Origin of the sequence: Amycolatopsis benzoatilytica AK 16/65 (assembly GCF_000383915.1) — a bacterium.
In the GTDB taxonomy this organism is placed as follows: domain Bacteria; phylum Actinomycetota; class Actinomycetes; order Mycobacteriales; family Pseudonocardiaceae; genus Amycolatopsis; species Amycolatopsis benzoatilytica.
The window spans coordinates 1,990,427-2,015,165 of sequence record NZ_KB912942.1 but is presented as its reverse complement, the minus strand read 5'-3'; the positions used below and the strand labels follow the sequence as shown (position 1 = coordinate 2,015,165).

The following is a 24,739-nucleotide window of genomic DNA, read 5'->3' as shown; positions in this document are numbered from 1 at the left end:
CGCGGACCGGTTACGCCGGGACCGAGGCGAGCACAGCCGCGCGAGGTCGTCTGCCCGGCGGCGCCGGAACCCGTGAGTGGCATCACAGAGCCGCACCTGCCGGGAACTGCCCGGCCCCCACGTCCGTTGCCGTAACCTACGGCACCGTAAGTTACGGTCGCGTAGGAACGAAAGGTCGTCCCCATGCCGGTTTCCGAAAGCACGCGCCTGTTGTACGAGCTGGAGGGGACGGTCGAAGAGAACCTCAACCGGCACCTCGCCGCCGCCCAGGAGTGGATGCCGCACGAGTACGTCCCCTGGAGCCAGGGACGCGACTTCGCGGAACTGGGCGGGGAACCGTGGGACCCCGAGCAGTCCCGGGTCAGCCCGATCGCGCGGACGGCGCTGGAGGTCAACCTGCTCACCGAGGACAACCTGCCCAGCTACCACCGCGAAATCGAGCGCGCGTTCGGCCGCGACGGCGCCTGGGGCACCTGGGTGCACCGGTGGACGGCCGAAGAGGGCAGGCACGGCATCTGCATCCGCGACTACCTGCTGGTCACCCGCGCCGTCGACCCGGTCGAACTGGAGCGCATGCGGATGGCGACCATGCAGGCCGGCTACTCGACCGGGGACAAGCCGCTGCTGCAGGTCTGCGCCTATGTCTCGTTCCAGGAACTGGCGACCCGGCTCTCGCACCGCAACACCGGCCGCTACACCCAGGACCCGCTGGCCGAGCGGCTGCTCGCCCGGGTGTCCACGGACGAGAACCTGCACATGGTCTTCTACCGCAACCTGGTCAAGGCCGCCCTGGAGATCTCCCCCGACGCGATGATGCGCGCGATCACCGACGAGGTCCTGAACTTCGCGATGCCGGGCGCGGTGATTCCGAGCTTCGCCCGCAAAGCGGCGCTGATCGCCAAAGCCGGCATCTACGACCTGCGCATCCACCACGACGACGTGATCCTGCCGTTGCTGCGCTACTGGAAGGTGTTCGACCTGACCGGCCTCGGCCCGGCCGGCGAAGCCGCACGGGAGGAACTCGCCGCCTTCGTCACCACCCTCAACACCCAGGCATCCCGCTTCGAGGAGCGTCGCGACGCCGCCGCCGCACGTCGCACCGCGAACAGCCAGCACTGAGGACCGGCGGGCCGATCGCTTTCCGCGGCCGGGTGCCCGTGCCGCCGCCCGGCCTCCTCTCAAACCGGCTTCGGCCAAGCGACTGCTGGCTTCACGAACGGATCGGCGAACATCACGCCGTCGGCCACGCAGCATCTCTCTCGACCGCAGCGGGTCGCACACGGCACGTGTTCCCGGAAGAACGGGAACACGTGCCGCCGCAGGCGCACCATCTCGGCGATGAACGACGATTCGCCGCTTGGTGCAGCTGACAGGGCGCAGACCTCGTCCGTGAAGGGCCCCTCGAGGGAATCTGAGTCCCCCAAGGGGTCCTTCACGGACATCCGTGAGCGATCTCGGCGCCCAGCCAACTGAGACACGCTCACAGTCCGGAACTCAGTCCCGGGCACGACCGAGCATTGTCTCGCCACAATGCATCTGTTCCTCCCGTCCGATTCGTGGCACATTTACCCGTTGGCCAACGCATGCCATCACAAATGGGAGCTTGCCAATGTCACGATATCGTTGGAGATTTTCTTATCTTGTCGCGGCCTTGGTGGTCGCCGCCGGTTTCGTCACCGCGGCCGCCGCGACTGCCGACCCGGCCACCCCGGGCGACGGCGGGCAGCCAAGTTCGGCCGGCTGCGCCAATCGGGTCAACAACACCGAGCAAAAACTGTTGCCGTGCATCCGGACCGACGATCTCTGGCGGCACATGAAGGCGCTGCAGGCGATCGCGGACGCCAATCCGGGTCCGGACGGCCATCCATCGCGCAACTCCGGCGAGCCGGGCTACAAAGCGTCGGCGGAATACGTCGCCAACCAAATGCGCGCAGCGGGATACGACGCCACGCTCCAGACCTACCATTTCTTCTATTTCGCCTACACGGCGAAGCCGACGTTTCGCGAGATCTCGCCGACGGCGCGCGATTTTGCCTTGGCCAGCGACTGGAATCCAGGGCAGAGCACTGGCTCCACGACGGCCGCGGTGCAGCCCGCGCACGGCATCGTCATCCCGCCGACGCCGACGCCGAGTTCGACCAGCGGGTGCACAGCGGCCGACTTCAGCGGCTTCGTGTCCGGCCGCGTCGCGCTCATTCAGCGCGGCGGATGCAGCTTCGGGGTCAAGGTGCTGAACGCGCAGGCGGCCGGTGCGTCCGGCGTGGTGATCTTCAATGAAGGCAACCCCGGCCGGACCGCGTTGGTCAACGGCAGCCTGGTCGACGCGGCCGGCAACCGGATCGTCCCGACGATCCCGGTGTCGTTCACCGCGTTCGACACCGGCAGCGGCCTGCTCGACCAGTACAACGCCGCGGTGGCCGGCGGCACCGCGCTGCCCGTGGTGAACCTCGCCATCAGCGCCGTCGTCAACCCGAACGCCGAGGACTACAACGTCATCGCCGATTCCAAGGGCGGCGACCCCAACCATGTCGTGGTCGTCGACGCGCACCTCGACGCGATCTACGGCGCCGGGATGCTGGACAACGCCTCCGGCTCGGTCACCGTCCTCGACATCGCGCAGATGATGCGCAAAGTCGAGCCGCGCAACAAACTGCGGTTCGTCTGGTTCGGCGGCGAGGAACTCGGCCTGCTGGGTTCTGCTTACTACGTCAACAACCTGAGCCCGACCGAACTGGGCAAGATCGGCTACGACCTCGACGCCGACGTCACCGCGACGCCGAACTACCTGGTCGGCGTGCTCGACCCGGCAGGGGTCGACCTGTTCAGCCGAACCGTCTCGACCACCTTCCCCTCCCAGGTCTACCAGCCTTCGACGGTGGCGCGGGACCAAGCCATCCAGTACTTCGACTCGATCGGGAAGAACCACGAGCTCTTCTCGCCGGTCGGCACGGACGCCTTCAGCTTCAACATGGCCGGCATCCCCGCGAGCGGCGTGCTGACCGGACAGGACTGCTGCAAGAACCAGCAGGACGTCGACCTGTTCGGCGGCTCGCTCGGCAATTTCGAAGGCAACGTGCCGAGCTTCGACGGCGGCTGCGTCGACAACCCGTTCCGCTGGTGCGACAACCTTTCCAACAACGACCCGGCGGTGCTGACGTTCATCTCCCGGGGATTCGCGAAGATGGTCGTCGACATGGCCTTCGACGACACCGTGCTGCACTCGGCCGGCAAACCCGGCCCGCAACGGCCAATGCCGGCCCGCGCCCCCAGGGGCGGCCCGCAGGAGTAATCACGCTGTCCGGTCCGTCCGCCGCCAGTCCCGGAACGCCTTCCGGGGCTGGCGGCGCCCCGACGCACCTCACAGGACGATCTAGTCGCCGACGGTTAACTGAATCGTGACAGGCCGTGCCGCCAACGGTAAACACCCGACGCGACGCTGACCGGCATGACAGCGTCCGAGAAGCGGCGTACGACCGCCGAGAGCCGGAAGCGTTCGGTCAACCGGGAACTGGTCGAACTGGCGGCGTTGTTCTTCGCCACCGGAGTCGCCGACCTGTTCGTCAGCACGCTCTCGAACAACCGCGTCGGTCCTGCGCTGTTGTTCGCGCTGGGCGGGCTTTTCGTCGTCTCGGCCGCGTTGCGGCACCGATGGAGCCACCGTCCGCATCGTCGGCCCGCTCCAGCCGAGCAAACGGCAGCGATCGGATGGCGCCTCCGCACGACCGTGCGCGACGTGCCCGGGAGCCTGGCCGCGCTCACCGCCACCCTGGCCGCGCATCGCTACGACATCGCCTCCATGCAAGTCCTCGCGGTGCCCGACGGTGCTGTGGACGAATTCCTCCTCCGCGCTCCGGACGGCACGACCGGCGCGGACATCGCCGAAGCGGCTCGCTCCGGCGGGGGCGAAGATGTCTGGGTCGTGCGAGCGGACGTGCACGAACTCGTCGACCTCCCGACCCGGATGCTCGCCATCGCCGCGCAGGCCGCCGACCCCGCAGCCGACGTCCGGCAATTGATCGGCACCCTGCTCGGTCAATCCTGCACGGTCCACCGGAAACCAGGCGGCCGCAGGCGGGACGAGCGGGTGGCCGACACGACCATGGTGCTGCACGGCCGTGCCGGTGAGCTCATCGAAGTGCGACGTCCGCTCCTGCCGTTCACGCTCGCCGAATTCGCCCGGGCCAAAGCTCTGCTCCGGCTGTACCGCACGGGCGACGAAGACGCCGCCGAACCCCAGCCACGCGCGGTGCCTGCGACCGGTACCCGATGCTGAAGTCCGTCAGGGACTCCTTGAGGGAATCTAATTCTCGCAAGGAGTCCCTCCCGGACTGAAGCACTGTCCAGGCGGCTCAGCGAGGCAGCCGGTCTTTCGGGACCTCGAAGAGGTGTCCCATGCGGTGCCGCTTGGCGTCCAAGTAGCGAACGTTCGCCGGCGTGGCCCCGACAGCGAGCGGAAGTCTGCGCAGGACGGAAACCCCGCCCGCCGCCAAATCCCGGAGCTTCTCCGGGTTGTTGGTCAGGACCTGCGCTTGGGTGATGCCGAGATCGCGCAGGATTGCCGCAGCCGCACCGTATTCGCGTCCGTCAGCTGGTTCGCCCAGTCGGAGATTGGCGTCCACTGTGTCCAGTCCGCGGTCCTGGAGTTCGTATGCGGCCAGCTTTTTCGCCAGTCCGATGGCCCGGCCCTCGTGCCCGCGCAAGTACACGAGCACGCCGCCGTCGCGTCCGATTCGGGCCAGGGCGGCGTCGAGTTGCGGTCCGCAGTCGCAGCGCGTCGAGCCGAGGGACTCGCCGGTGAGGCATTCCGAGTGCACTCGTACGGTCGCCGCGTCGCACTGCTCGCCGCTGACGAGCGCGAGGTGGTCGGCACCGGTACGCAGGTCCAGGTAGCCCAGTGCGCGGAAGCTGCCGTACCGGGTCGGAAGTTCGGTTTCGGCGGTCCGCCGCACGCGCGGCTGCTCGCCGGCGGGGAGAGGATTCCGGCGACGATGGCAGATCAGCTCCGCGATGCTCAGCGCGGGCAGGTCGAACCGGCGCGCCAGTTCGTCGACGCCAGCGCCGCGGAGCATCGACCCGTCGTCGGCCACCAGTTCCGCGATCGCCGCGACCGTCGGCACTCCGGCGAACCGGCACAGATCGACCGCCGCTTCGGTGTGTCCCGGCCGCTCGAGGACGCCGCCCGCTCGTGCGCGCAACGGCAGAATGTGCCCGGGGCGGACGAAATCCGCGGGCGCGGCCGCCGGATCGGCGAGCAGCCGCAGGGTGCGGGCCCGGTCCCCCGCGCCGATCCCGGTGCTCACCCCGGTTTTCGCGTCCACGGTCACGGTGTAGGCGGTGCCGCGCGGATCCTCGTTGTGCGCTGTCATCGGTGGCAGCCCGAGCTCCGCCGCGCGGCGCGGGGTCATCGGCGCGCACAGCAGCCCGGAGGTGTGCCGGACAGTCCACCCGACCCAGTGCTCCGTCGCGGCGTGCGCGGCCAGCACCACGTCGCCCTCGTTCTCGCGGTCGGCGGCGTCGGTGACCAGCACCGGCCTGCCCTCGCGCAGCGCCTCCAGCGCCATGGTCATTCGGTCCATGGCGCAAGTATAAGCATGCTTATGCTATCTACGCATGCTTACTCTCCGCCGCGTTCCATCTCCCGAAGCTCGCCCTCGACGACCAGAGCCGCCCGACGCAGCTGCTGGTCGGCGGCGACGATCTCCTCCCGACCGAGAACCGCCCCCAGCGTGTCGCTGATCCTGAGCACCTCCGCACCCATCTCTTCGAGTGCGGCGAGCCCGGCCGCGGTGACCTCCAGCGAGAGCGCCCGCTCGCTTTCCGGGTGCGCGCTCCGGGCGACGAACCCGCGCTTCTCCATCTGCGCCACGATGCGCGTCATCGTCTGCGGACGCGCGTAGCACCGGCGCGACAGCTGAGCCAGCGTGAGATGCGGCCGGTTGGCAAGGATTCGCAGCGCGGTGTAGCTGGACAACGTCATGTTCCACGGTCGCAGCCGCGCATTCCCGATCCGCGAGACCGCGCGCTCGAACCGGAACACGGCGTCGATCAAGGAGGACGCCTCGTCCATGCCGGTCGCCGCGCGGGCGGGGGAACGGCCGTCGTCGAACGGATCTAGGTAAGGCAAGGGATCGGTCACCCCCGCAGCGTAGAACGCCGGGCGCGCGCAGGCATCAGCATGCTTGCATTCGTATCCGCACGCTTATATGGTGTCAGCATGCTTACATCAGCTCGATTCCGCTCCGCTCTGGGGCACTTCCCCAGCGGCGTCGTGGCGATCACCGGGCGGGACGCGGACGACCGGCCGGCAGGCATGGCCGTCTCGTCGTTCACGTCGGTTTCGCTCGATCCGCCGCTGGTGGCGTTCCTGCCCGGCAAGACGTCCTCGACGTTCCCGGCGCTCGCCCGGCGCGGCACTTTCTGCGCCAACGTCCTCGCCGCCGGGCAGGAGGACGTCTGCCGCGCGCTCTCGGTCTCCGGCGGGGACAAGTTCGCCGGCGTGAGCTGGCGGCCCGGGCCGCACGGCGATCCGGTGCTCGACGGCGCGGTGGCTTGGATCGCCTGCACGATCGAGGCCGTGCACGACGCCGGCGACCACCACCTCGTCCTCGGCCGCGTCGACGATCTGGCCGCCGACGCGACGGCGGATCCGCTGCTGTTCTTCCGCAGCCAGTACCACCACCTCGCGGCCTGAGCCGCCCGTTCGGTCACCCTCAACGGAGAGGCAGGTCATGACCACTTCGGCAGAAGCAAGACGCACCACGCTCGCGGCGGCGGTCGGCAACACGGTGGAGACCTACGACTACGCCGTCTACGGGTTCCTCTCCGCCGTCCTGGCGAAGGTCTTCTTCCCGGCCGCTAGCGCCGGAGTCGGCCTGCTGTCGTCGTTCGCGGTGTTCGGCTCGGCGTTCCTGGCGCGTCCCGCGGGCGCGCTGGTCTTCGGCCCGCTCGCGGACCGGCTCGGCCGGCGCCCCGCACTCGTGGCGTCGCTGCTGCTGATGGCCGGCGGCAGCACGCTGATCGGCCTGCTGCCCTCGACCGGGACGATCGGCATCGCCGCCCCGATCCTCCTGGTGCTGCTGCGGTTCGCCCAGGGTCTGGCCGGCGGCGGCGAGTTCACCACGGCGATCATCTACGTCGCCGAGTTCGCCCCGCCGCACCGGCGCGGCGCGCTGTCGAGCCGGGTGCAGGTCGGGAGCCTCGCCGGATTCCTGCTGGGCGCGATCGTCGTGCTGTCGCTGAACGCCGCGCTGACTCCGGCGCAGCTGCTCGCGTGGGGCTGGCGGGTGCCATTCCTGCTGGCATTCCCCATCGGCGGGATCGGCCTCTACCTGCGCAGCCGGTTCGGCGAGACTCCGGAGTTCCTCGACGCTCGCAACCGGCCGGCCGCTTCCGGCCAGGGAACGGACCGGCAATGGTCCCCGGTGCTGCTGCTCGTCGGCGTGTCCGTGCTGCACATCGTCGGCATCTACCTGGTTTACACCTATGTGCAGAGCTACCTCATCCAGCTGCGCCTGTCCGCCGTCGCCGCGACCGCGGTGATCGCGCTCGCGCTGCTGGCCGGGATCTTTCTGGTACTCGCCGGCGGCCGCGCTTCAGACTGGCGAGGCCGCCCGAAGGTCCTGCTGGCGTCCTCGCTCGCTGTGCTCGTGGTGAGCTACCCGATGTTCGCCGTCTTGGCCAGCGCCCCGCCCCTGTGGCTGATCATCGTCTGCACCGTGGTGCTGTCGGCCGGCCCGGCGTTCTACTCGGGCGTCGCGCCGATCACCTACGTCCAGCTCATTCCGGTGCGCAGGCGCGGCCGGCTCGTCGGCATCTCCTACAACGTGACCGTCGGCGTCCTCGGCGGTTCGGCAGTGTTCATCTGCCAGGCATTGGTCGAGTTGACCGGCGACCCCCGCTCCCCCGCGTACTTGTTGGCGGCCGCGGCAGCCGTCAGCGCGCTCGCCGCGTTCGCGCTCGCCCGCCGCGCGGCGCGAACCGCCGCACCTTCCCCGTCCGCCCTTCCCCTGACCGCGGAGTCCAGCTCATGACCACCTTGCCCCTGACCGACGCCCACGGCCTCGTGCTGGCCGCGATGACCCGCGCCGGCCACTCGCCGGACGAGGCCGCCGTGATCGCCGATCATCTGCTCGACTGCGAACTGCGCGGGCTGACGTTCGGCGGCCTCGCCCGCGCGCTGTCCATTGTGGAGCGCATCCGCGCCGCGGCAGCGCCGCCGCGGCCGATCCGGGTACTCGCGGAGACTCCAGTGTCAGCGACGCTCGACGGCGGGGACCAGGTGGGCTACCTGGTCGGCATGCGGGCGCTGGACCTGGCGATGGAGAAGGCCCGCGGGCAGGGCATGGCGGTCGTCGGCGCCCGCAACACCTGGTACACCGGCATGTTCTCCTACTACCTGGAGAAGGCCGCCGCGGCCGGGCTCGCCGGGATGATCGCGGGCAGCGGACCCGCGGTCGTCGCCCCGCACGGCGGCACCGAGGGACGGTTCGGCACCAACCCGATCGCGTTCGGATTCCCCGCCGCGCCCACGCCGGTCATCTGGGACATCGGCACCTCCGCGGTGATGTACGGCGAGGTGGTGTTGAAGGCGCGGCTCGGCGAGAAACTCGAAGAGGGCCAGGCATTCGACGCTTCCGGGGCGCCCACCCTCGACCCGGCGGCGGCGCTGGGCGGAGCGTTCGGCGTCTGGGGCGCGCACAAGGGTTCCGGGCTGGCCATGGTGGTGCAGTTGCTCGGCATGATGAGCGGCGCGGCCGCGGCCCCGCCGGGGATCTCCGACTGCGGGTTCTTCGTACTGCTGGTCGATCCGGCCGCCCTCACCGACGCCGACGACTACCGCCGTCGCGTCAGCGAGTACGCCGCGTCGATCCGGGCGACCCGGCCCGCGGAAAGGGGTCCCGCCGTCCGCGTGCCGTTCGACCGGTCCGCTGCCTGCCGCGAGGAGGCGTTGCGGCGCGGCGCGATCGACGTGCCGGACACGGTCGTCACGGCGCTGCGAAAGGCCGCGGATGAGTGAGCGCGAGGACGACTTCCGGATCGGCCCGTCGCCGTCGGGACGACTGCTGTGCGGCGGCTGCGCCCCGGACGACCGCTGCCGTCTCGGCATCGAGACCGCGCACGCCGGCGAGGGCGCGACGACATTCGACGTCGTCTGCCCGCGGCACTGGCACGGCGGACCCGAGGTCGCGCACGGCGGCTGGACCGCGGCGGTGTTCGACGACGTGCTGAACGTCGTCGCTCTGCGCGGCGAGGCCCGTCTGGTCACGAAATCGCTGCACATCTCCTACCACGTCCCGATTCCCGTCGAACGGCCGCTGGAGGTGACGGCGCGGATCGACAGCCACGCGGGCAGGCGCTGGGAGGTCTCCGCGCGGATGACTCTCGCCGGCGACACCGTGGCGCTGGCTTCCGCCAGCGCCGAACTCCGCACCCGGCGGCCCGACCACTTCGCCAAGCACCATGCCTGGCTGGCACACCACTAAGGAGGACCTGATGGTCGAATTCTTCACCGGGCTGCAGCCCCTCGAAGCGGGCGAGACCGGCCCGGACGAAATGATCGCTCGGGTAACGGAACTGGACCGCTCGGAGGTGATCGACCGCGTCCTGGTCGGGTACTCCTCGACCTGGCCGCACAACCACGCGACCGCGCCGTTCGCCCTCGCGCTCACCGAAAAGTTCTCGCCGATCGTCGCGCACCGCCCCGGGGTCATGCCGCCGGCCGCCGCCGCCCGCTACTTCGCGACGCTCGACGTGCTGGCCCGCGGGCGGCTGGCGGTCAACGTGGTCGTCGGCGGCTCGGACAAGGACCTCCGCCGCGAATCCGACGATCTGCCCAAGGCCGGGCGCTACCGGCGCGCAGTCGAGTACCTCGACGTGGTCCGGCGCACCTGGACTTCGACCGAGCAGTTCGACCACCGCGGCGAGTACTACACCGCCGACGCGGTGAAGATCCTGACCAAGCCGGTGCAGGGCCAGGTGCCGATCTTCATGGGCGGCGAAAGCGACGACGCGGTCGACTTCGGCGCCCGCCACGCCGACCTGTACATGCTCTGGGGCGAGCCGTTCGCGGGCACGAAGGAACGCATCGACCGCGTCCGGGCCGCCGCCGAGGGCTACCGCCGGAAAATGCGGTTCTCCTTGAGCCTGCGCCTCTTCCTCGGCGACACCGACGACGACGCCTGGGCCCGAGCGCGCGCGGCGGAGCGGCAGATCGCCGAAGCCGCCGGGAAATTCCTGCGTTCGTCGTCGTCCGACACCTCGGTCGGGCGGCAGCGTGCGCTCGCGCTGACCGACGAAGAACTGCACGACGACTGCTTCTGGACCGGGCTGACGAAGCTGCTGGGCGGGTTCGCCAACTCGCAGGCGCTGGTCGGCACCGAGGAGCGCCTCCTGAACGCCCTCGGCACCTATCGTGATCTCGGTGTCGACGCGTTCCTGGTGACGACCGGCGCCGAGGCGGCGTGGGACCCGGCTCTCGAAGGATTCCTCGCCAGGGTCAAGAAGGAGCTGGCATGACCGGAGATCTCGCCGCGGAGACCGTCAGCGGGCTGATCGCCGCCCGAGCACGGCAGCACCCGGACAAACCCGCGCTCGTGGTCGACGGCGCCGAGCTGACCTACGGCGAGCTGGACCAGGCGGTGTCCCAGGTCGCGCGCGGTCTGCTCGCCACCGGTGCCGAGCCGGGCGACTCCGTCGGCATTCTCCTGCCCAACCGCTGCGAATACCTCCTCGCCTGGTTCGGCGCCGCCCGCGCCGGGCTCGTCGAGGTCCCGGTCAACACCGCCTACAAGGGACAGTTCCTCGACCACGCGCTGCGCAGTACCGGCGTGCGGGTCCTCGTCACCGAGCCCGCGTTGCTCGACCTCGTCGCCGACCTCCCCGAGCCGCCGCAGGCGCTGACCACGCTCGTAGTGCTCGACGACGCCGCGCCCGGCCGCATTCCGCCGGGGCTGCGGGTGCTGGGCTGGCCGGAACTGCTCGCCTCCGGCGACCCGGCCCGCGAGCTTCCGCGGGTCGGCCCCGCCGATCCGGTGGCGGTCATGCTCACCTCCGGCACCACCGGCCGCAGCAAGGGAGTCGTGTACCCGAACCGCATGCAGGTCGTCGCCGCCAAGGAATGCGCGCAGCAGATGGGCACCGCCGCCGACGAGCGGCTGTACACCTGCCTGCCGCTGTTCCACGGCGCCGCCCAGGTCAACATCACCCTGCACGGCTTGTTCGCGGGGGCCACCGTGGTGCTCGGCCGCCGGTTCTCCGCCCGCCGGTTCTGGGACGAGATCCGCGCCGGCGAGGTCACCCAGTTCAACGCGCTGGGCTCCATCCTGCCGGTCCTGCTGGCCCAGCCGCCGTCCGAGCGCGACCGCGACCACCGGGTGAAGCGCGTTTTCGCCGCGCCCGCGCCTGCCCAGGTGCTGGAACCGTTCGAGGAACGGTTCGGAATCCACGTCGTGGAGGGCTACGGGCTCACCGAAATCAAGAACGTCCTCTACAACCCGTTGGCCGCCCGCAAGATCGGCTCGATCGGGCTGCCCACCGAGTCGTCGATCCTCGAAGTCCACGACGAGTCGGGGAACCGCGCGGCGCCCGGCCAAGCCGGGGAGATCGTGTACCGGCCACGCGAGGCGGACATCATGTTCTCCGGCTACCGCGGCGAGCCCGAAGCCACCCTCGCCACCATGAAAGACCTCTGGTGGCACACCGGGGACCTCGGCCGCACCGACGAGGACGGGTACTTCTACTTCATCGACCGCAAGAAGGACGCCCTGCGCCGGCGCGGCGAGAACATCTCCTCGCACGAGGTCGAATCGGTCCTGCTCGCTTACTCCGGAGTGGTCGCGGCGGCGGCCGTCGCCACTCCCTCTGAGCTGGGCGAGGACGAGGTCCTCGCTGTGCTGCAGGTGGAATCCGGGCGGCAGCTGGACTTCGCCGGACTGTTCGCGCACTGCGACCGTTCTCTTCCGCACTTCATGGTCCCCCGGTACTACCGCGTCCTCGACCAGCTGCCGGTAACGCCGACCGGCAAGGTGCGCAAGACCGACCTGCGCGGCCAAGGCCGGGGGGAGGCTTGGGACGCACAGGCCGCCGGATTCGCCCCGACTCGTCATGTCTGAGCCCACCTCGGTGCGTCTTCGCGAAATCGCGCCACGCCTGACTTTCCAGGACCACGTCGTGCCGACCGAGGTCAAGATCGAGCTCGTACGACGGCTGGTCGACGCGGGGGTGCGCGCGTTCGAGCTGTCCTCGTTCGTGCGGCCCGACCTGATCAAAGGACTCGCCGACGCCGAGGAGGTGTTCGCGGCGGTCCCGCGCGCACCGGATCTGCACCTCGGCTGCTGTGTCGGCAACCTCCGCGGCCTGGCACGCGCGATCGACGCGGGCGCGGACAGCGCGTCGTTCCTGCTGTCGGCAGACGAGGACTTCGCCCGCGCCAACATCGGTCGCTCCACAATGGACTCGCTGGCCGAGCTCGAACGGATGGCCGGTTACGCCGCCGGCCACCGGATCCAGCTCGGCACGTACGTGATCTTCGCCTGGGGCGGACCGGCCGGACCCGCCCGCGGCGCCGACGAACTGGAACCGCTGGCCCGGCGGCTTCTCGACCTCGGGGTGGACCGCTGGATTCTGGCCGACTCGTCCGGCTACGCGGCGCCGCCGCAGATCCGCGCACTCGTCACCGCCGCGCTCACGCACATTCCGGCGGAGAACCTCACCGTGCAGATCCACGACGCCCGCGGCATGGGCCTGGCCGCCCTGCTCCCCCTGCTCGACCTGGGCGTGCGAAACATCGACACCGCGCTCGCCGGCAGCGGCGGGCACCCGGCCATGCCCGGCGCAGCGGGCGGCGGCGTGTGCACCGAGGACGCCGTACAGCTTCTCGAACTGTCCGATGTGGATACCGGGATCGATCTGCCGCGCCTGATCGGCGCAGCGAACTGGCTGGCGGGCGAACTCGACGTGCCCGGCAAGGGCTTCGTCCGGCACACCGGGCCGGTGCCGGATGGACCCGCTGCCGGGCAACCGCTCGCCTTCCGATGGTGAACCGAGCTCCGCGGCCGATATCGCCCGGAACCGATCATTCAGCCGGTCACGTTAGGCGGCGTGCGAATCGACTCCGAGGGGCGCGTGCGACCCTACCGCCCCGGTTGCCCACGCCCCGAGCGCCCCAATGCCACATTGGGTGCATCTGCCGCACCCAATGTGGCATTGGGTGCATCTGACGCACCCAATGCCACATTGGGGTGGTCGGGGCCGGGGTTCGTTTCGCTGCCAACGTGGCCGTGGACCGGACGTTGTCAATCCTACTAGCATCAGCATGCTTACTTATAATGCGCACGCTTACGGAGGTTCCGCAGTGCTGTACGAACTCGCCCATCTCGCGATGAAGCTCTACACGGTGCCGAAAGCACTGCCCGCCCTTGAGGACTACGCCGCGAACCCAGCGGCGCGCGGCAGGCTGCTCGGCTGCTGGGAGACCGAACACGGAGAGATCGTCGGTCGCGTGCTGCTGCTCCGGGAGTTCGAGGACGCGGGCGCACTCGCCGACGAGCGGCAGCGGATCCTCACCAGTTCGGACCCGTTCGGGGTCGGCGAGCATCTGGACTCGTTCACCGTCAGCAGCTACGCGCCGTTCCCCTTCGTCCCGCCCGTCCAGCCCGGACGCTTCGGGGACGTCTACGAATTCCGCACCTACGAACTGAAAGTCGGCGGCCTGCTGCCCACCATGGCGGGATGGGAAGCCGCACTGCCCGAACGCACCAAGCTTTTTCCGCTCACCACCGCGATGTACGGACTCGACGGAGCACCGCGGATCACCCACATCTGGCCGTTCCCGAGCCTCGACGCACGCCTCGCCATCCGCCGCGAGTCCTACGAGCGAGGGATCTGGCCACCGGAAAACGGGCCGGAGAACATCGCCCGGGCGACTTCCAGCATCGCCATTCCGACTGCCTTCTCGCCGCTGCACTGAGCGGCGAGCGGCCCGGAGGCAGCCGCACCAGCGCGCTCGCCTCACCGCCGTCGCCGACCAGCTTTCGCGGCAGTCGGTGCCGGCAGACGCCGGAGCACTAGCGCTCGAACTGCCCCCGCCCACGACCGCAGTCGGCTGCCAATCCCCACCGCCACTCGCCTTTTGCGTCGGCTCCGCCACCAGCCGACGATGAGCTTCGTCGCGCTCGCCGACCCTGAGGGACCGCGCCCGGCACCGTTGCGCGACGACGGAAGTCCCCGACTCGGCGAACTCGCGCGAAAACCCGGCCAGAGCTGCCCGGCGGGGCGCACGCCCGTTCTACGCCCACGCCGACCACCTGGAAGCGGCCGGGCAATCCCATCGAACCGCGCTCGCGTCCGCAGCCCTTGACCTGGCTCGCGCCACGAACTACCATATGCCAAATCGATTTGGCAGCGTTTGCCTCGCACGCACAACCACAGCGGGCCTGTCCCCTCCGCACCAGTCGGCAGACGGTTCGATCCGGATCCTGGCCTGACCCCCGGTCCCCCTGGAGGAGTTGCCGTGACAACAACACCCGACACCGTCGACACCGTGCCACCGGTCCGCCGGATGCTGCCGCTGGGGTTGCAGCATGTGCTGGTGATGGCCGCGACCCCGATCTCGGCCGTGTTCCTGATCAGCAAGAGTTTCGGTCTCGACCAGCGCACGACGGTCGACCTGCTCGCCGCCGCGTTCGTCCTGTCCGGGATCGGCGCGCTGGTCCAATCGCTGGGAGTGTGGAAGGTCGGGGTGCGGCTGCCGTTCGTGATGCTGCAGGGCGGCGCCCCGCTCGTGGTGTTCATCGCCATCGGCAAGCAGTACGACCTGCGGGTGGCCTCCGGAGCGGTGCTGATCGCCGGGGTGACGATGGTGTTGTTCCTGCCGGTTTTCGTGCAGCTGCTGCGGTTCTTCCCCACCGTGGTGCTGGGCACGTTGATCGTGGTGATCGGCGTCAACGTGATCGCCGTCGCGGCGAAGCTGATCACCGGGGCGCCCGGGACGCCCGGGTTCGCCTCGCCGAAGAACTTCGGCCTGGCACTGGTCACCATCGCGTTCATGGTGGTGTTCTGGCGGCTGTTGCGAGGTTCCTGGCGACAGCTCTCGGTGATGTTCGGGTTGGTGGCCGGCGGCGCGCTGGCCGCGCTGACCGGACAGTTCGGCGCCATCGGAACCGGCCCGGTCTTCCAGGCTCCGTCGGTGTTCCCGTTCGGCAACCCGGTGTTCAACATCGTCGCGGCGCTGCCGCTGGTCACCGTTGCGCTGGCCACGATGGCGGAAGCCACCGGCCAGACGGTCATCAACGGGGAGATCGTCGGCAAGCAGATCCGGCTCAAGGCAGATGTGCCCAAGCTGATCGCCGCCGACGCCCTCGTCTCGTTGATCGGCGGCTGCTTCGGCACCTCGCTTCTGGTCACCAGCGGAGAGAACGTCGGGCTGGTGCAGGTTTCCGGAGTACGCAGCCGTTTCGTCACGGCCGCCGCGGGCGTGCTGCTGATCCTGATCGGACTGTTCAGCCCGGTCGCCCGGCTGATCAACGGCATTCCGTCTCCGGTGGTCGGCGGCGCCGCGCTCGTCGTCTACGCGGTCGTCTCGGTCATGGGGATCACCATGCTGCGGCGAGTCGATTTTTCCGGCGACCACACCAATATCGTGATCGCCGCGGTCGCGCTCGGCGTGGGCCTGCTCCCGATCGTGGTCCCGGGCGCCTACTCGCACTTCCCCGCGGCGTGGCAGAACATCCTCGGCGGCGGAGTGGCGATGACCGCGATCACCGCGGTGCTGCTCAACATCGTTTTCCACCACACCCGTCTGCCCGGTTCGCGCACCGCGCAACGCCTCCCGCAGGTTCCCGAACAGCCTGCGCCGCCGGCGAAAACCGGCGCGACCGGCTGACCGCGCGGCCGCCGACATCGACGAAACCCTCGACGAACGAGAGAGAGCACTGTGCGCACCCAGTTGACTCCGGACACCCTGAGCGGCCAGCAATTGCTGCTGGCGCCCGAAGTGACGCTGCTGCCGGACGGTCCAGCGTCCGGCTATGCCGTGCTGATCACCGACGGCGTGTTCACCGAAGTCGGCCCCGCCGCCGAGCTGACCCGGCGCCACTCCCGGCTCGCGGTACGGCACCTCGACGGCCAGTTGCTCATGCCCGGTTTCGTCGATGCGCACCACCACCTCACCCAGTCCTTCGGCAAAGCACTCGCGTTCGGTGAGCCGTCGGAGATCTTCCGCCGGGTGTGGGTCCCGCTGGAGAGCCGCCTGGACGAGGAAAGTGCTTACCTGGCAGCGAAACTGTCAGCTCTCGAATCGCTGCGCGGCGGGTTCACCACGGTCGCCGATGCCGGCACCCGCGCCGGTATCGACCTGGGCGCGGTCGCGGACGCCACCACCGAAGCCGGCCTGCGCTGCGTGCTCGCCCAGGTCGGCAACGACCTCGACCCGGATCCGCGGGCCGCGGCTGCCGAAGCGGAGGCGCACTTGGCCCACTGGAGCGGGCACCGGCTGGTTCACGCGTCGCTGGCGGTGTCCATCCCGGAAGCCGCCTCGGACGCGGTGCTGCGGCGCTTGTCCGCGCTGTCCGCGGAGGCCGGTGCGGTATTCCAGGTGCATGTCAACGAGCATCTCGCCGCGGTGGAACGGTCGCTGGTGGCGTGCGGACGCCGGCCGCTGGAGCAGCTGCACCACGCCGGTGCGCTGGGTCCGCAGCTGCTCGCCGCGCACGCCACCCTGCTCACCCCCCGCGAATTGCATCTCCTCGCCGAAACCGGGGCCGCGGTCAGCTACAACCCGGTCGCCAGCGCGTGGAAAGGCAATGCGGTCGCCCCGGCCACCGCGATGGCCGCGGCCGGGATACGGTTCGGGCTCGGCACGGACGGCACCCGCGGCGACGCCTTCCGGCTGATGGACGCCGCGGAGTTCGCGCAACGGCTCGCCTACGGCTTGGCCAGCGGCGATTCCTCGTGCGGTGCGGGGTGGACCTGGCTTGAGCACGCCACCGCCGGTTCCGCCGACGCGGTCGGCCTCGGGCAGGTGACCGGCCGGATCGCAGCCGGACTGGCCGCGGACTACCTGCTGGTGGACCTCACCGTGCCGGAGCTGCGACCCTCGCACGACCTGACCTGGGAGCTGGTGAGGCTGGCCAACCGCGACCAGATCACCGCCGTCGTGGTCGAGGGCAAGCTGCGCCTGTGGCGCGGCTGGCCGACCGAGTGGGACGGCCCGGCGCTGGTGTCCCAAGCCGCCAAGGCCGCCGAAAAGGTGCTTGCCGAGGCGGAGGTCCACCGGGTCCATCCCACCGCCGCCGAGCACCGCCGGAACGGTGCCCGGTGAGCGGGGCCGCGTTTGCCCTGCTGGCCGCCGCGGTGGTGCTGGCCGCCTTCGTGCAGGGCGCCAGCGGGCTGGGATTCGCGTTGATCTGCACCCCGGTGATCGGCATCGTGCGACCGGATCTGGTGCCGGTCACGACCCTGGTCCTGATGATCCCGCTCAACGCCTACATCGCCTGGCGCGGCCGCCGGCACATCGACCTCGGCGGCAGCGGGTGGATCACCCTCGGCCGCGTCCCGGCCACGCTCGGCGGGCTCGCCCTGCTGGCCGTGGTCCCTGCCGCCAAGCTCAACTTGCTCGTCGGCGCGGCCACCGTACTGGCCGCGCTCGCCAGCTTCGCCGCGCCCGCGTTCACCCCGGGCAAGGCGACCTTGCTCGGGGTCGGGGCGGTGACCGGGATCGTCGAGACCGCGACCGGCGTCGGCGGGCCGCCCTACGCCCTGGCCTACCAGCACCGGCCCGCCGCCGAGCTGCGCGCCACCGTCGCCTTGTGTTTCCTCGTCGGCGAGATCGTTTCCCTGGCAGTGCTGTTCGCGACCGGCCGGGTGCACGCCGAGCAGCTTGATGCCTCGCTGCTGTTATTCCCAGCGCTCGTCGTCGGAGCGGGTGCCAGCCATTTCGTGCACCATCGCGTCAGCGGGCCGCGAGTCCGCGTCGGCGTGCTCGGCTTCGCGCTCGCGTCCGGTCTCGCGCTACTGGTCAAGGTCTGACTGCCAGGCCTGGTTGATGCCGCACTCCACCGCATGCCGCTGCCGGTGAGCCGTCAGCCGGTGGCCGCCCATCCCGTGAGCCTTTTCTTGCGAAGGTGCACCCAGCAACACCCCGGCCCGCAGCTTTGAAATACCCCCTAGTCTCTCCGCGCTACGATGCCGGACGTGGCGCTCGACCGGTTTGAGGACATTTCAGGGCTGGAGTACCGATCGTCGGACTCGCCCTATGTCGAGGGCGTATATCGGGTGGCGCCGAATGGTGGGCCTGGCAGTTTCGCGCCGGAGCGCATGGTGTCAGTCGTGAACTCGAACTGGGAGCTGCTGGTGTGGGCGTCGGACGGCGTCACCACCGTGTCGGTCCGCGGTCCCGAGACCCGGCCCACCGTGGTCCCGTTGGGCGGCGGGCTGGGCAGCGCCTTCGGTGTGATCTTCCGGCACGGTGCCTTCCTGCGAAACCTGCCCGTGGGCGGGCTTGTGGACGGCAGCGTGTCGAGTCCGTGCACGACGCCGCGCTCCTTCGTGTTGCAGGGCAGCGAGTGGGAGATCCCCACCTACGAGAACGCGGAGACGTTTGTGCAGCGCCTGGTCCGGGCGGGCTTGCTGGTGCGGGACCCGTTGGTGACCGATGTCGTCGCCGGGGAGCGGCCTGTGCTGGTCACCCCGCGCTCGGTGCAGCGCCGGGTCGCCGCGGCCACGGGCCTGACGCAGGGCATGATCCGCCAGATCGAGCGGGTGCGGCGGGCCACGATGCTGTTGCGGCAGGGCGTGGCCGCGACCGAGGTCGTGCATCTGGTCGGGTATCACGACCAGCCGCATCTGGCGCGGTCGCTGACCCGGTTCGTCGGCCGGACGGCGACCCAGCTGCGGCGGCCCACCACCGGCGAGATGGTGTCGCTGCTGTACAAGACCGAGGTCGAGGTACGGCCGTAGGTTCGAGATCAGCCGGAAGGACCGGCCGCAAGAACCGAGGAGCACCAGTGGCTTTCACGCAGATCTATGTCAACCTGCCGGTCACCGACCTGGACGCGAGCACGTCGTTCTACCTGGCACTGGGCGGTGTGCTCAACCCGCAGTTCACCGACGAGACGTCCGCGCAGGTCGCCCTCGGCGAGGTGGTGACTGTGCAGCTGATGACGCACGAGCAGTTCGGCCAGTTCACCTCGCGGCCGGTCGCCTCCGGTGCGATCGAGTCGATCCTGGCGCTGCCCGCCGAGTCGAAGGAGGAGGTCGACCGGCTGGCCGACGCCGCGGTGAAGGCGGGCGGGTCCGAGCCGCGCCCCGCTCAGGACATGGGCTGGCTGTACAACCGTGCGGTGGACGACCCGGACGGCCACAGCTGGGAACTGCTCTCGTTCGACGCCTCGGCGATGCCCGGCACGCCCGAATGACCCGGAATGATGAGGAGCGCGGGCGGTTGACTCTCGCCGACCGCGCAGCGCCCGGCCAAAGTCTGGCGTGGACGTGGTGTGCGCGGCGGTACGAGTAGCGGAACCGGTTGGCGGCCCGCAGCAGCAGGCGGCTCCGCAGATGGTGAAACACGCCGTGGGTGCAGAGACAGCGGCGAGGCCGGGAGATTCCACCCGCCGCGGACCGTGGGCCCTGTGCGCGCCTCTGCGCCGCGAACGGCCAGCGAAACGGAGCCGTCCGTCAGCCGACCCGACTGGTCGGCGTCCTCCGACATCGCACCTAGGCGTCGACGCCGCGCGATGACGAGCGCCGGGCGATCAGGACCGGCGGCGGCGCGGGTGCCGGATCCGCCGCCGGGCGGTGGTCCAGCTGCGCGAGGAGCTGGTCCACCGCGCTGGCGGCGACCTGGCTCAGATGCAGGTCCACCGCGGTCAGCGGCGGATCGCAGGTACGGGCCAGCAGTCCGTCATAACGGGTCGCGACCAGCACGTCGCCGGGTACCTGCCGCCCGGCGGCACGCAGCGCGCGCACGCAGCCGACCGCGAACGCATCGACGACCGCGCACACCGCGTCCACCTCGGGATGCTCGGCCAGCAGCCGCTCGCAGCCCTCTTGCCCGGCTGCTGCGCCGCCCTCCTCGGCAACCGCCACCACAATGCTTTCGGCGTCGTGCTCGGCGGTCCACCGGTCGTATCCGGCGCGCGCGGCCAGGTGCGAAAACCGATTGCTGTCGCCGATCATCAGGGCGATCCGCCGCGCGCCCTGCTCTCGCAAATGGTCCAGCAGCAACTCTGTCACCGCTTCGCCGCCCAAATCCACGTGCGGGAGCGCCGAGCCCGGCTGCGGCCCCAGCGTCACCACCGCCAGTCCCCTTGCCCGCAGCTCGGCGGTGACCGCGTCGTCGCGTTCGGGCTCCACCACGATCGCGCCGTCGATGTCCAGCAGGTCCAGCGACACCCCCGCCGGCACCGGCGGCGTCAGCACGAGAGCGAACCCGCGCAGCAGCGCCGTTTCGGCCGCCGCCGCGGCGACTTCCATGTAGAACCCCAGCCGCGCCGGTCCCGCGGCGACCGCAGGCGGCATCGACGAGATCAACCCGATCGTCCGCGACTGCCCGCGGCGCAAGCGCTGCGCCCGCAAGCTCGGCCGATACCCCAGCTGTTGAGCGACTCGCTGCACCCGTTCCCGGGTCGCCGCGTCCACCCGCCCGATGCCATTGAGCGCGTGCGACACCGTCGTCCGGGACACGCCGCTTTCCTGCGCCACATCCGCGATCGTCACCGCCCGCGGACGCGACCCCCTGGTTCCCGGCACCGCCAACTCTCCCGCCGCTCTCGTCGGAGCTGTCACGCGCGATCGCGTGCCAGCCGTTCCATGTCGCGCGCGGCCATCAAACGCGCAGTGTTGCCGCGTGCGACACACGACAATCCTGACAGACTCGCGTCGCGGGCCGTGCCGAAACGCCGCGCAGCAGCCCGAACTCCAGAGCCGCCGGGCAGTCAGCGCCTGGTCTCGTACCTGGTCAGGACCACGCCCTCGGGAAACGTCCGGGTCTCCACCAGGGTCAGGTTCACCCAGTTGTCCAAAGCCGGGAAGAGCGGCGTGCCGCCGCCCGCCAAGACCGGAGCGGTGGCCAGCACGTACTCGTCGATCAGCCCGGCCCGCATCGCCGCCGCGGCGAGCGTGGCGCCGCCGATGTCCATCGGGCCGCCCTCCTCGGCCTTGAGCCGGGTGATCTCGGCGACCGCGTCGCCGGTGACCAGCCGGGTGTTGCCCTCGACCGTGCTGATCGTGGAGGAGAACACCGCCTTCGGCATGTCGCGCCAGCGGCGGGCGAACTCGATCTCCGCGGGGCTGGCGCCGGGCTGCTGGTCGGCGGTCGGCCAGTGGGAATTCATCGTCTCCCACAGTTTGCGCCCGTACAGCGCCAGACCCGTCGTCCGCACCCGGTCGGACCACCACTGGAACAGCTCGTCGCTGGGCACGCTCCAGCCGAGGTCGTCACCAGGCGCGGCGATGTAGCCGTCCAGCGTCACGTTCATGCCGAAGGTCAGTTTCCGCATGGTGCCAGCCTGCCGCGATTGGTATCCGGTGTACAGGCCAGCAAGGCACCGAAAGCACTCGATCAGCCCGCTTCGAGTAATGCCCGGCGAGGTGAAAATATCACTACTGTCCGGCGATTCCGGCGTCTTGGCTTGCGTTGTGGTCGGCGAGTTTCTTGGGGTTGACCTGGACGCCGGTGCAGGCGCGGCGGCCCAGGTCCGGGAAGGGCCCCTTGAGGGAACTTAAGTCCGTGAAGGGTCCCTTGAGGGAATCTGAGTCCCTCAAGGGGTCCTTCACGGACATCCGTGACCGATCTCGGCGCCCAGCCAACTGAGACACGCTCTAAAAGCGGAGACCGAGTTTGCCCGGCTACGACGGCGATGCGCGGTATCGAATCGCGACGCCCGGCGACCTCGCCCACAGCCAGGCCCGACTGCACCCACCGGCATTCACACGGCCGACGAAGCCGTTCCGCGCCTTCCGGCCGGCCGCGTCACTCCAGCGCGGCGAGAACCATCGCGGCCATTGCCGCCGGATCACCGTCCTCGGGGCGCAGCACCAGATCGGGCGACCCCGGCCGTTCGTAAGGCGCGTCCACTCCGGTGAACCCGGTGATCTCCCCGGACCGCGCTCTGCGGTACATGCCCTTCGGATCACGGTCCTCGCATACTTCCAGCGGAGTGTCGACGAAGACCTCCAGGAAGGGCAGCCCAGCCGCTTCGTGGGCAGCCCGCGCACGTTCGCGGTCCGCCCGATACGGGCTGATCAAGGAAACCACCGAAACCACTCCCGCGTCGGCGAACAGCTTCGCGACCTCCGCGACCCGCCGGATGTTCTCCGCCCGGTCAGCGGGTGCGAACCCGAGGTCCGCGTTCAGTCCGTGCCGGAGATTGTCTCCGTCCAGCAGGTATGCGGGCCGGCCCGCGGCGACCAGCGCTCGCTCCACTTCGACCGCGACGCTCGACTTGCCCGACGCGGACAACCCGGTGAGCCAGACCGTGTGCCCGCGGGTCGCCCGTTCGTTCCTGGCCACCGCAGCGGGATGCCACACGACGCTCGGCGCCACGGCGGGGCCGGTGATCATGCCCGCACCGACGGTGTCTCCGGTGTGTTCGTCGATCAGCAGAATCCCGCCGGTCGGCCGGTTCCGCTGGTAGGGATCGAACAGCAGCGGCTGCCGGGTCCGGAGACGGATCCGGCCGATCTCGTTGAGCGACAGGGATTCCGCGTTCTCACTGCGATGCAGCGTAGTGACGTCGAGCCGGTAGTCGAGCGCCTGCACTTCGGCCCTGGTCTCCCGGGTGGTGTGCCGTACGAGGTAACGCGCGCACGGAACGAGCGGAGCCTCGTCGGAGAACCAGCACACCATGGCGTCGATGTCCTGCCCGACGTGCGGCCGGTTGCCCGGACGGCAGATCAGGTCGCCGCGGCCGAGATCCAGCTCATCGGCCAGTTCGAGAGTGACAGCCCTCGACGCGAACGCCTCGGACACGGCTTCGCCGCCCGGGCCCCAGATCGCGCGCACGCTCGTGGTGAACCCCGACGGCAGCACAGTCACCTCGTCGCCCGGCTTGAACACGCCGCCGGCCACCGTTCCCGCGTAACCGCGGAAATCCCTCCGGTGATCGCGGATCACGTACTGCACCGGAAACCTCGCGTCGACGAGATTGCGGTCGGAGGCGACGTGCACCTGTTCGAGATGGTGCAACAGCGAAGTGCCTTCATACCAAGGCATGCTCGCGCCCCGATGCACCACATTGTCCCCGTGCAGCGCGGACATCGGCACAAACGCCAGGTCCGGCGCCTGCAGCTTCATCGCGAACCGGCGGAACTCCTCGCGGATCTCCTCGAACCGGGCTCGCGACCAGTCGACGAGGTCCATCTTGTTGACACACAGCACCAGGTGCCGGATGCCGAGAAGACTCGCCAGGAACGCGTGCCGCCGGGACTGTTCGAGCACGCCCTTGCGTGCGTCCACCAGTATCAGCGCGACGTCCGAAGTGGACGCTCCGGTGACCATGTTCCGCGTGTACTGCACATGTCCCGGCGTGTCGGCGATGATGAACTTGCGCTGGGGCGTAGCGAAATACCGATGCGCGACGTCGATGGTGATGCCCTGTTCGCGCTCCGCGCGCAGCCCGTCGGTCAGCAGCGAAAGATCCGGATGCGCGTCGCCGCGCGCCCGGCTGGCGCGTTCGACCGCTTCGAGCTGGTCGGTGAACACCGTCTTCGAGTCGAACAGCAGCCGCCCGATCAGGGTCGATTTCCCGTCGTCGACGCTGCCCGCGGTGGCGAGCCGGACGGTGGTGACCCGGTCCCGGTGCGGCGAGGCGCCCATCAGAAGTAGCCTTCCTTCTTGCGGTCTTCCATCCCGGCCTCGGAAATTCGGTCGTCGGCGCGAGTCGCGCCGCGTTCGGTGACGCGGGTCGCGGCGACCTCGGCGACCACTTCGGACGGAGAGGTCGCGCTCGATTCGACGCATCCCGTGCACGTCGCGTCGCCGACGGTGCGGAAGCGAACTGTCGCCGGGCGAGCGGTTTCGCCTTCGCGCAGGTCGAGAAAGCGGGTGTGCGCGAGCAGCATCCCGTCTCGTTCGATCACCTGCCTCCGGTGCGCGTAATACAGCGACGGCAGCCTCACGTTCTCCGCCTCGACGTACTGCCAGATGTCCAGCTCGGTCCAGTTCGACAGCGGAAAGACCCGGATGTGCTCGCCCTTGCGGTGCCTGCCGTTGTAGAGGTTCCACAGCTCCGGTCGCTGCCGGCGCGGATCCCACTGGCCGAACTCGTCGCGGAAGCTGAACACCCGTTCCTTGGCCCGGGCCTTCTCCTCGTCCCGCCGGGCGCCGCCGAACACGGCGTCGAAACCGTTTTCGCGAATCGCGCGCAGCAGAGTGCCGGTCTGAAGCCGGTTCCTCCCGGCTTTCGGGTCCTCGACCGCCCGGCCCGCGTCGAGGTCGTCCTGGACGCTCGCGACCTCAAGCCGAACTCCGTACGCGGCAACGGTTTCGTCCCGGAAGCGGAGGATCTCGTCGAAGTTGTGGCCGGTGTCGATGTGCAGCACCGGAAACGGCAGCGGCGCGGGCCAGAACGCCTTCGCCGCGGCGTGCAGCATCACCATCGAGTCCTTGCCGCCGGAGAACAACAGCACCGGCCGCTCGAAGGTCGCCGCGACCTCGCGGAAGACGTGCACGGCTTCGGCTTCGAGCGCTTCGAGGTGGGTCAGCTCGTAGGCCGGGGGAATCACGGTCGCCATCGGATCCGCC

General features: G+C 69.9%; 22 protein-coding genes. 16 read left to right on the top strand and 6 right to left on the bottom strand.

The genetic code is table 11. The features are described from left to right. Positions 1–183 precede the first annotated feature (183 nt). The 3 genes from AMYBE_RS0109535 (at position 184) to AMYBE_RS41310 (ending at position 4,273) form a co-directional block, all read left to right on the top strand. Positions 184–1,119 (top strand): acyl-ACP desaturase, encoded by a 936-nt coding sequence (locus AMYBE_RS0109535; RefSeq protein ID WP_020659141.1) that lies wholly within the window; start codon positions 184–186, stop codon positions 1,117–1,119. Positions 1,120–1,609: 490 nt separating this feature from the next. Next, complete coding sequence (locus AMYBE_RS41315) at positions 1,610–3,289, top strand: M28 family peptidase (protein WP_084469912.1); 1,680 nt, start codon at positions 1,610–1,612, stop codon at positions 3,287–3,289. A 156-nt stretch (positions 3,290–3,445) separates the two neighbouring features. Then, on the top strand, positions 3,446–4,273 hold the full coding sequence (locus AMYBE_RS41310) for a hypothetical protein (RefSeq protein WP_020659138.1): 828 nt from the start codon (positions 3,446–3,448) through the stop codon (positions 4,271–4,273). Between the two features lie 76 nt (positions 4,274–4,349). Here the strand turns inward: AMYBE_RS41310 and AMYBE_RS0109515 are convergent, their stop codons facing one another. Further along, the gene (locus AMYBE_RS0109515; protein ID WP_027927517.1) at positions 4,350–5,576 is read right to left on the bottom strand and encodes a bifunctional 3,4-dihydroxy-2-butanone-4-phosphate synthase/GTP cyclohydrolase II; all 1,227 of its coding nucleotides are present in this window, start codon (positions 5,574–5,576) and stop codon (positions 4,350–4,352) included. 38 nt (positions 5,577–5,614) lie between these two features. Next, positions 5,615–6,136: a MarR family winged helix-turn-helix transcriptional regulator gene (locus AMYBE_RS41305; protein ID WP_020659136.1), complete on the bottom strand. Its 522-nt coding sequence runs from the start codon at positions 6,134–6,136 to the stop codon at positions 5,615–5,617. Positions 6,137–6,214: 78 nt separating this feature from the next. Here AMYBE_RS41305 and AMYBE_RS0109505 point away from each other — a divergent pair, with 78 nt between their 5' ends. The 13 genes from AMYBE_RS0109505 to AMYBE_RS0109445 all read left to right on the top strand — a co-directional run bounded on the left by AMYBE_RS0109505 (position 6,215) and on the right by AMYBE_RS0109445 (position 19,412). Next, the gene (locus AMYBE_RS0109505; protein ID WP_027927516.1) at positions 6,215–6,691 is read left to right on the top strand and encodes a flavin reductase family protein; all 477 of its coding nucleotides are present in this window, start codon (positions 6,215–6,217) and stop codon (positions 6,689–6,691) included. Between the two features lie 37 nt (positions 6,692–6,728). Then, positions 6,729–8,030, top strand: coding sequence for an MFS transporter (locus AMYBE_RS0109500; protein WP_020659134.1), 1,302 nt, complete (start codon positions 6,729–6,731; stop codon positions 8,028–8,030). After that, positions 8,027–9,016: an Ldh family oxidoreductase gene (locus tag AMYBE_RS0109495; protein WP_020659133.1), complete on the top strand. Its 990-nt coding sequence runs from the start codon at positions 8,027–8,029 to the stop codon at positions 9,014–9,016. The genes AMYBE_RS0109500 and AMYBE_RS0109495 overlap by 4 nt, the downstream gene beginning before the upstream one ends. Further along, positions 9,009–9,482, top strand: a complete 474-nt coding sequence (locus AMYBE_RS0109490) for a PaaI family thioesterase (RefSeq protein ID WP_020659132.1) — start codon at positions 9,009–9,011, stop codon at positions 9,480–9,482. The genes AMYBE_RS0109495 and AMYBE_RS0109490 overlap by 8 nt, the downstream gene beginning before the upstream one ends. A 10-nt stretch (positions 9,483–9,492) precedes the next feature. Next, positions 9,493–10,515 carry an LLM class flavin-dependent oxidoreductase gene (locus AMYBE_RS0109485; RefSeq protein WP_020659131.1) on the top strand — a complete coding sequence of 341 codons (1,023 nt, stop codon included), beginning with the start codon at positions 9,493–9,495 and terminating at the stop codon, positions 10,513–10,515. Continuing rightward, a complete protein-coding gene (locus AMYBE_RS0109480) occupies positions 10,512–12,110 on the top strand; it encodes an AMP-binding protein (protein ID WP_020659130.1) in 1,599 nt (532 codons plus the stop codon). Before AMYBE_RS0109485 ends, AMYBE_RS0109480 begins: the two co-directional genes overlap by 4 nt. Continuing rightward, positions 12,103–13,038 carry a beta/alpha barrel domain-containing protein gene (locus tag AMYBE_RS0109475; protein ID WP_027927515.1) on the top strand — a complete coding sequence of 312 codons (936 nt, stop codon included), beginning with the start codon at positions 12,103–12,105 and terminating at the stop codon, positions 13,036–13,038. The genes AMYBE_RS0109480 and AMYBE_RS0109475 overlap by 8 nt, the downstream gene beginning before the upstream one ends. Before the next feature lie 274 nt (positions 13,039–13,312). Further along, positions 13,313–13,966: an NIPSNAP family protein gene (locus AMYBE_RS0109470; protein WP_245573168.1), complete on the top strand. Its 654-nt coding sequence runs from the start codon at positions 13,313–13,315 to the stop codon at positions 13,964–13,966. 543 nt (positions 13,967–14,509) lie between these two features. Next, entirely contained in the window at positions 14,510–15,880 is a 1,371-nt protein-coding gene (locus AMYBE_RS0109465) for a uracil-xanthine permease family protein (RefSeq protein ID WP_020659127.1), read from the top strand. A gap of 51 nt (positions 15,881–15,931) precedes the next feature. Continuing rightward, entirely contained in the window at positions 15,932–17,317 is a 1,386-nt protein-coding gene (locus AMYBE_RS0109460; RefSeq protein ID WP_020659126.1) for an amidohydrolase family protein, read from the top strand. Next, entirely contained in the window at positions 17,314–18,024 is a 711-nt protein-coding gene (locus tag AMYBE_RS0109455; protein ID WP_020659125.1) for a sulfite exporter TauE/SafE family protein, read from the top strand. Before AMYBE_RS0109460 ends, AMYBE_RS0109455 begins: the two co-directional genes overlap by 4 nt. A 300-nt stretch (positions 18,025–18,324) precedes the next feature. Beyond that, a complete protein-coding gene (locus AMYBE_RS0109450; RefSeq protein ID WP_245573167.1) occupies positions 18,325–18,954 on the top strand; it encodes a helix-turn-helix domain-containing protein in 630 nt (209 codons plus the stop codon). 47 nt (positions 18,955–19,001) lie between these two features. Then, the gene (locus tag AMYBE_RS0109445) at positions 19,002–19,412 is read left to right on the top strand and encodes a VOC family protein (RefSeq protein ID WP_020659123.1); all 411 of its coding nucleotides are present in this window, start codon (positions 19,002–19,004) and stop codon (positions 19,410–19,412) included. A 298-nt stretch (positions 19,413–19,710) separates the two neighbouring features. Here AMYBE_RS0109445 and AMYBE_RS0109440 read toward each other — a convergent pair whose 3' ends face one another. The 4 genes from AMYBE_RS0109440 to cysD form a co-directional block, all read right to left on the bottom strand. After that, positions 19,711–20,745, bottom strand: a complete 1,035-nt coding sequence (locus AMYBE_RS0109440; RefSeq protein WP_027927513.1) for a LacI family DNA-binding transcriptional regulator — start codon at positions 20,743–20,745, stop codon at positions 19,711–19,713. A gap of 185 nt (positions 20,746–20,930) precedes the next feature. Then, a complete protein-coding gene (locus AMYBE_RS0109435) occupies positions 20,931–21,494 on the bottom strand; it encodes a dihydrofolate reductase family protein (protein ID WP_020659121.1) in 564 nt (187 codons plus the stop codon). 473 nt (positions 21,495–21,967) lie between these two features. Continuing rightward, positions 21,968–23,812, bottom strand: a complete 1,845-nt coding sequence (gene cysC / locus AMYBE_RS0109430) for an adenylyl-sulfate kinase (RefSeq protein WP_020659120.1) — start codon at positions 23,810–23,812, stop codon at positions 21,968–21,970. Beyond that, entirely contained in the window at positions 23,812–24,729 is a 918-nt protein-coding gene (gene cysD / locus AMYBE_RS0109425) for a sulfate adenylyltransferase subunit CysD (RefSeq protein ID WP_027927512.1), read from the bottom strand. The genes cysC and cysD overlap by 1 nt, the downstream gene beginning before the upstream one ends. Positions 24,730–24,739 lie beyond the last annotated feature (10 nt).

Coding starts and splice junctions, on each gene's coding strand:
- AMYBE_RS0109435 (WP_020659121.1), bottom strand. CDS start 21,494: ATGCGGAAACTGACCTTCGGCATGAACGTGACGCTGGACGGCTACATC.
- AMYBE_RS0109470 (WP_245573168.1), top strand. CDS start 13,313: ATGCTTACTTATAATGCGCACGCTTACGGAGGTTCCGCAGTGCTGTAC.
- AMYBE_RS41315 (WP_084469912.1), top strand. CDS start 1,610: ATGTCACGATATCGTTGGAGATTTTCTTATCTTGTCGCGGCCTTGGTG.
- AMYBE_RS41310 (WP_020659138.1), top strand. CDS start 3,446: ATGACAGCGTCCGAGAAGCGGCGTACGACCGCCGAGAGCCGGAAGCGT.
- AMYBE_RS0109475 (WP_027927515.1), top strand. CDS start 12,103: ATGTCTGAGCCCACCTCGGTGCGTCTTCGCGAAATCGCGCCACGCCTG.
- AMYBE_RS0109485 (WP_020659131.1), top strand. CDS start 9,493: ATGGTCGAATTCTTCACCGGGCTGCAGCCCCTCGAAGCGGGCGAGACC.
- AMYBE_RS0109515 (WP_027927517.1), bottom strand. CDS start 5,576: ATGGACCGAATGACCATGGCGCTGGAGGCGCTGCGCGAGGGCAGGCCG.
- cysC (WP_020659120.1), bottom strand. CDS start 23,812: ATGGGCGCCTCGCCGCACCGGGACCGGGTCACCACCGTCCGGCTCGCC.
- AMYBE_RS0109500 (WP_020659134.1), top strand. CDS start 6,729: ATGACCACTTCGGCAGAAGCAAGACGCACCACGCTCGCGGCGGCGGTC.
- AMYBE_RS0109490 (WP_020659132.1), top strand. CDS start 9,009: ATGAGTGAGCGCGAGGACGACTTCCGGATCGGCCCGTCGCCGTCGGGA.
- AMYBE_RS0109480 (WP_020659130.1), top strand. CDS start 10,512: ATGACCGGAGATCTCGCCGCGGAGACCGTCAGCGGGCTGATCGCCGCC.
- cysD (WP_027927512.1), bottom strand. CDS start 24,729: ATGGCGACCGTGATTCCCCCGGCCTACGAGCTGACCCACCTCGAAGCG.
- AMYBE_RS0109535 (WP_020659141.1), top strand. CDS start 184: ATGCCGGTTTCCGAAAGCACGCGCCTGTTGTACGAGCTGGAGGGGACG.
- AMYBE_RS0109495 (WP_020659133.1), top strand. CDS start 8,027: ATGACCACCTTGCCCCTGACCGACGCCCACGGCCTCGTGCTGGCCGCG.
- AMYBE_RS0109505 (WP_027927516.1), top strand. CDS start 6,215: ATGCTTACATCAGCTCGATTCCGCTCCGCTCTGGGGCACTTCCCCAGC.